This window comes from Streptomyces mesophilus (genome assembly GCF_011044995.1).
GTDB lineage: Bacteria > Actinomycetota > Actinomycetes > Streptomycetales > Streptomycetaceae > Streptomyces > Streptomyces mesophilus.
Genome location: NZ_JAAKZW010000375.1, coordinates 1 through 4,688, shown reverse-complemented (window position 1 = coordinate 4,688; position 4,688 = coordinate 1). Strand labels below are relative to the sequence as shown.

Annotated in this window: 3 protein-coding genes and 1 pseudogene; 1 reads left to right on the top strand and 3 read right to left on the bottom strand. The window is 72.7% G+C overall.

Going from position 1 to position 4,688, the window contains the following annotated elements; all coding sequences use genetic code 11:
- The first annotated feature begins 19 nt into the window (after nt 1–19).
- Nucleotides 20–2,617, top strand: a complete 2,598-nt coding sequence (hrpB, locus tag G6045_RS39375) for an ATP-dependent helicase HrpB (RefSeq protein WP_165337048.1) — start codon at nt 20–22, stop codon at nt 2,615–2,617.
- On the opposite strand, the gene G6045_RS39370 is transcribed toward hrpB, so the two are convergent.
- From G6045_RS39370 to G6045_RS39360, 3 genes and pseudogenes are all read right to left on the bottom strand, one after another.
- Nucleotides 2,618–3,622, bottom strand: a complete 1,005-nt coding sequence (locus G6045_RS39370) for a DUF3068 domain-containing protein (protein ID WP_165337047.1) — start codon at nt 3,620–3,622, stop codon at nt 2,618–2,620.
- A 14-nt stretch (nt 3,623–3,636) separates the two neighbouring features.
- On the bottom strand, nt 3,637–3,771 hold the full coding sequence (locus tag G6045_RS39365; protein WP_107407016.1) for an SPW_0924 family protein: 135 nt from the start codon (nt 3,769–3,771) through the stop codon (nt 3,637–3,639).
- A gap of 182 nt (nt 3,772–3,953) precedes the next feature.
- A pseudogene (locus tag G6045_RS39360) lies at nt 3,954–4,688 on the bottom strand (lytic transglycosylase); the annotation flags it as partial.

Genomic DNA, 4,688 nt, shown 5'->3' with positions numbered 1-4,688 from the left:
CACCCGGGACACTGGACCCGTGACCCGCACCGCCGCCGCCCTCGCCCAGCTCCCCGTCAGCAGCGCGCTGCCCAACCTCCGGGCAGCCCTGGAAGAGCACGGCACCGCAGTCCTCTGCGCCCCGCCGGGCACCGGCAAGACCACCCTCGTACCGCTGGCCCTCGCGGGCCTCCTGGACGAGGGCGCACCCCGCCGCGTCCTCGTTGCCGAGCCCCGCCGGATCGCCGCCCGCGCCGCGGCCAGGCGCATGGCCTGGCTCCTGGACGAAAGCGTGGGCGACAGCGTCGGATTCACGGTGCGCGGCGAACGGAACGTCGGCCGCGGCACCCGCGTCGAGGTGGTCACCACCGGCGTCCTGCTCCAACGCCTGCAACGCGACCAGGAGTTGAGCGGCGTGGACCTGGTCGTCCTCGACGAGTGCCACGAGCGGCACCTCGACGCCGATACGGTCGCGGCCTTCCTCCTCGACGTACGGGAGACCCTTCGCCCCGACCTCCAGCTGATCGCCGCCTCCGCCACCACCGACGCCGAGGGCTGGGCCCGCCTCCTCGGCGACCCGGCGGACACGGACGCGCTCGCCCCGGTCGTCGAGGCGCAGGGCACAGCCCACCCCGTCGAGACGGTCTGGGCGCCGCCGCCCCGCCCCGTGCGCCCGCCGCACGGCATGCGCGTCGATCCCGCGCTGCTCACCCATGTCGCGGGCACGGTCCGCCGCGCCCTCGCCGAGCGGGAGGGCGATGTGCTGTGCTTCCTGCCCGGCGTCGGTGAAATCGCCCGGGTCGCGGGGCAGTTGGGCGAGCTCGGCGGTGTGGACGTGCTCCAGGTGCACGGCCGCGCGCCCGCCGCCGTGCAGGACGCCGTCCTCGCCCCGGGCGAGCGGCGCCGGGTCGTGCTCGCGACCTCCGTGGCCGAGTCGTCCCTGACCGTCCCCGGCGTACGGACCGTCGTCGACTCCGGGCTCGCGCGCGAGCCGCGTACCGACCACGCGCGGGGGCTGAGCGCGCTGACGACCGTACGGGCTTCGCAGGCCGCGGGACGCCAGCGTGCCGGACGGGCCGGACGCGAGGCCCCCGGCGCGGTGTACCGCTGCTGGGACCAGGCCGAGGACGGGCGCCTGACCCGCTTCCCCGCGCCCGAGATCAAGGTCGCGGATCTGACCGCGTTCGCGCTGCAGGCCGCCTGCTGGGGCGACCCGGACGCCTCCGGGCTCGCTCTGCTCGATCCGCCTCCGGCCGGCGCGATGGCCGCGGCGCGCCGCTCGCTGACGGCGATCGGGGCCCTGGACGCGCAGGGCCAGGTGTCCGAACGGGGCCTGCGGATGGCCCGGTTGGGCCTGCATCCGCGGCTTGGCCGTGCGCTGCTCGACGGTGCGCGCGAGCTCGGTGCGCGGACGGCCGCCGAGGTGGTGGCGCTGCTCAGCGAGGAGCCGCCGCGGGAGTACGGGAACGACCTGGCGGCGGCTTTGCGCACGGCCCGCCGCGGCGGCGACGCGTACGGCGCCCGCTGGCGCACGGAGACCCGCAGGCTCAGCTCGGCGCTGGAGAGGTCGGACACCCGGCAGCCTGCGCACAGACCGGCCCCCGCAAAGGAGCCCGCCTCCCCGGCGAAGGGCTCCTCCGGGAAGGGCCCCTCCGCCGAGGACCGCGCCCCCGCCCTCATCACCGCCCTGGCCTTCCCGGAGCGCGTCGCCCGCTCCAAGGGCGCGGGCAGCTACCTCATGGCCTCCGGCACCGCGGCCGAACTCCCCGACGGCTCCCCGCTGTTCGGCTCCGAGTGGATCGCCGTCGCCGTGGCCGACCGGCCCGTCGGCTCGGCGCACGCCCGCGTACGCCTTGCGGCCGTGCTCGACGAGGACGCGGCACGCGCCGCCGCCGCGCCGCTCCACAGCAGCGGCGCCGAGGTCGGCTGGGCGGACGGTGATGTGGTCGCCCGGCGGGTGGAGCGGCTCGGCGCGATCGAGCTGCGGGTGCGCCCGCTCGGCGACCCGGACCCCGCCCTCGTACGGGAGGCGCTGCTGCAAGGGCTGGCCGAGGAGGGGACCGTACTTCTGAAGTGGTCGCAGAAGGCAGGGGAGTTGAGACGGCGGCTGGCCTTTGTGCACCGGCGCCTTGGCGCGCCGTGGCCCGGCATGGACGAGGCGGCGCTGCTGGCGCGCGCGGACGAGTGGCTTGAGCCCGAGCTGTCCAAGGCGCGGCGGCGCGCTGACCTCGCGCGGATCGACGCCGGGCAGGCGCTCAACCGGCTGCTGCCATGGGCCACGGGCGACGCCGCCCGGCTCGACGAGCTGGCGCCCGAGCGGCTGACGGTGCCGAGCGGGTCATCCGTACGGATCGACTACACGGATCCCGGACAGCCCGTGCTGGCGGTGAAGGTGCAGGAGATGTTCGGTCTTGCCGCGACCCCGGAGATCGCGGGCGTGCCGGTGCTCGTGCATCTCCTGTCACCCGCGGGACGGCCCGCCGCCGTGACGGCCGATCTGGCCTCATTCTGGCGGACGGGCTATCAGGCGGTGCGGACCGAGCTGCGCGGGCGTTACCCCAAGCATCCGTGGCCCGAGGACCCGGCGGGCGCGGAACCGACCCGGTTCACCAACGCCCGCCTGCGCAGGGAGCGTTGATCAGACCCCGGCGGGTTCCGGCTCGGGTGCGCGGTCGTCGGTCGCTTCCGGATCGTCGCCGGGGCGGCGGCTGCGGGCCTCCAGCCACAGGGACAGGGAGAGCAGCACGAGGGCGAGGAAGCCGAAGCCCCAGGGGATGTACGTGGTCATCGCGAGCACGAGCTGACGCTGGGACTTGACCAGTTCGACGGTGTCCTTGATGAAGTCCTCGCGCATCTTGACGTGTCCGTCGAAGACGGTGAGCCGGTCCTTGCCGGGGGCGAGGCCCTCCACGAGCGAGCCGCCCCGCATCTCCTCCTTGTGGATCTCCTCGCCGTACACCGGAGCGCCACTGGTGGGGTCGACCCAGAACTTGCGGACCGTGGTGTACCACATCTCGGTACCGGTCCCCTTCATCTGCTCCGGCGGGATACCGCCGGGCATCGTGCTGGGGAAGTCCACCTTCTGCCACGGGATGGTCTGCTCGAAGTAGTAGACGTCGACGCCGCGGAAATTCTGCTCACCCTTGTAATGGATGGGGTTGGTCGTGCGGCTGCGCGCGTCGAAGTACTCGTAGTCCCGCTTCTCCGTCAGGAACGGCCACTTGAACTCGATGCCCTCGCGCTTGACCGGCTTCTTGTCGGCCATCTCGCCCGTCGCGTGGATCGGTTCCGAGGAGTGCGCGTCGAAGATGTAGCGCTCGGGGATCACCGTGACCATCTTGCCGTCGGAATCCTGCGCGTAGGACAGACCGTCCCACACCACGACATCACGGCCGGCCGTCTCCTCGATCTTCTCGGACTCCTCCACATTGCCCTTGAGCGTCTGCACGATCGAGAGATCGGTCTTCTTCACCCCTTTCCCCATGTCGAAGATCGTCGCGCCCTTCGCCTCCAGAACCATGATCTGGTACTGGTTCGCCGGCACCTTCGCCAGCCGGGGGAACGCGTAGAACCGGATCAGCGGCGAGAGGGCCGCGAAGAAGACGGCGAAGCCGAGAAGTATGAGGCTGGCCTTGCGGCGCATCGCGGCAGCCCTCCCTACGGGTGTTTGGGGACGGTGGTGAGCAGAGGCTTCGGCGAGGTCTTGCCCGGCGGCGCCTCCATCGAGGAAATGGTGAGAACCAGCGCGAGCGCTACGGCGAGACCGATCCCCGCTGCTATCAGAGCGCGCATATCCGGCCCCCTCCCAGGAATCTGATACGGCGTCAGGGTCGGGGCACCGTAGCAACGCGGGGGCGAGATGAGAACACGTCACACCGCCCCTGATCCGGGTTTCGGTTCAGGGGCGGTGCGGTGACAGGTGTGAAGTTGCGTGGCGCCGCTACGAGTTGTCCGCGGGGCTCACGGAGAGGGGCTCACGGAGAGGGGCTCGGCGAGGGCGACTCGGCGACCGCGACCTTCAGCTCGACGTCGAGCTTGCCGCCGCCGGGCGCGAGGAGCCGCAGCGTGTACGTACCGGCCGTGTCGTCCGCGTAGATCGCCGGCAGCTTCAGCGTGCCGTCGGCTCCCGTGGTGAGTGTCAGGGTGCGGACGGCCTTGCCGTCGGCGTCCTTGAAGTAGGGGCCGGCGTCGTTGAGGTCGCCCTCCGGGTTCTTGATCATCTTGGCGGTGACCTCGACGCCCGCCGCGGCGGCGCCGTCCAGCGTGGCCTTCACCTCGACGGTCTCGGCGAACTGGGCGCCCGGCGCACCGGTCAGCGCGGCGGTGGCGCTGGTGAGCGCGTCGGCCTGGCGTGCCGTGACGGTCGCGGTGAAGTCGGCGGTGAGGACGCGCAGGCCCACCTTGGCGCTGGCACGGATGCTGAACTCGCCGGTCTTCTCGCCCGCTTGGATCGCGGGGGCGCTCGCCTGGCCGTTGACGCCCGTCCTGACCTCGGCGACCTTGCTGCCGCCGAACGACGCATCGGTGTCACCGACGATCTCGAACCGCACGAGAACCTTGCCGACCCCCGTACCGGACGCCGTGGCCGCCTTGACGGTCGGAGTGTCCGCGAAGGTGGTGCCCTCGGTGGCGGTGAAGGTGGTGCTGCCCGACTCGTCGAGCTGCGCCACCGGCTCGGGGGTGGGCGTGGGGTCAGGGTCGGGAGAGGG